Raw genomic sequence first — 1,283 nt, forward strand, 5'->3', positions numbered from 1 at the left:
AGGGCGCCTCTAAAAATTGCAGCAATGCGGCGGTCGGGGTATGACGCGGGAGGCGTTCGACGGTAGGGGCATGGCGATGGCACAGATGGGTTTCTTCGATCTTTCAGACCGCTACGCGAGCCTGGATGCCAAGAAGGACCCGCTGGCCGAGCTCGACGCCGTCGTGCCGTGGGAGGACTTCCGTGCTGCATTGGAGTTGGTGTGGCGGAGGCCGGATGCCGAGCGGAAATCGCGCGCCGGACGCAAGCCCATGGACGCGGTGCTGATGTTCAAGACGCTGGTGCTGGCGGCGCTCTACAACCTTTCTGACGACCAGATCGAGTACCAGATCCGCGACCGGCTCTCTTTCATGCGGTTTCTTGGGCTGGGCCTCGACGGCCGGGTGCCTGACGCAAAGACCGTCTGGCTCTACCGCGAGGCCCTGGCGCAGGCCGGTGTGACCGAGGCGCTGTTCCGCCAGTTCGACGGTCATCTCGCGCGACAGGGCTACATCGCGCGGGGCGGGCAGATCCTTGACGCGTCGATCGTGCGGGTGCCCGTCAGCCGCAACACGCGTGACGAGAACGCGGCGATCAAGCGGGGCGAGGTTCCGGAGGACTGGGCGGAAAGGCCCGCCAAGCGGTCGCAGAAAGACACGGACGCGCGCTGGACAAAGAAGCACGGCAAGAGCCATTTCGGCTACAAGAACCATGTCAACGTGGACCGCAGGCACAAGCTGATCCGGCGCTATCACGTCAGCGACGCCGCTCTGCACGACAGCCAGGCGGTGGATCATCTGCTGATGCGCGGCAATACCGGTGCCGGTGTCTGGGCAGATGCTGCCTACCGTTCCGAGGAGATGGAGGGGAAGCTTCTGGCCCGGGGTCTGAAGAGCCACATCCACCGCAAGGGGCGGCGCGGAAAGCCGCTTGGCGTCCAGGCCAAGGGCAGCAACCGGTCGAAATCCACCGTGCGTTCCCGGGTCGAACATGTCTTCGGCGCGCAGTCCAATGACATGGGCGGCACGATGGTGCGGACGATCGGCTTGGTGCGCGCCAGAGCCAAGATCGGCATGAAGAACCTCGTGTACAACATGCGCCGCCTCGGCCAGCTCCGTCGCCTGAACCCGAACCCGGCTTGATCAGGGACGGCGAAAGCGGCGTGTGCCGGAACGGGGGAGCTTAAGCGCAACGACCCAGCCTCTCAGGATGGCGGAACAGAGGATGGTGCGGGCGGTCGCAGTCCCCGCTTCAAGCCGCTGATCTCGTCCGTTCAGAGGAATTCAGTGAAAAATCGAGGTGCCC

Annotated in this window: 1 protein-coding gene; it reads left to right on the forward strand. The window is 64.7% G+C overall.

Annotated features, from left to right (window positions below; translation table 11 throughout):
- The first annotated feature begins 76 nt into the window (after positions 1 to 76).
- Positions 77 to 1,120, forward strand: coding sequence for an IS5 family transposase (locus CG51_RS18755; RefSeq protein WP_035747628.1), 1,044 nt, complete (start codon positions 77 to 79; stop codon positions 1,118 to 1,120).
- Positions 1,121 to 1,283: the final 163 nt, after the last annotated feature.

This window comes from Haematobacter missouriensis, from assembly GCF_000740775.1.
In the GTDB taxonomy this organism is placed as follows: domain Bacteria; phylum Pseudomonadota; class Alphaproteobacteria; order Rhodobacterales; family Rhodobacteraceae; genus Haematobacter; species Haematobacter missouriensis.

Bases quoted from the DNA above. Each gene is read 5' to 3' on its own strand.
- CG51_RS18755 (WP_035747628.1), top strand. From the start codon at position 77: ATGGCACAGATGGGTTTCTTCGATCTTTCAGACCGCTACGCGAGCCTG.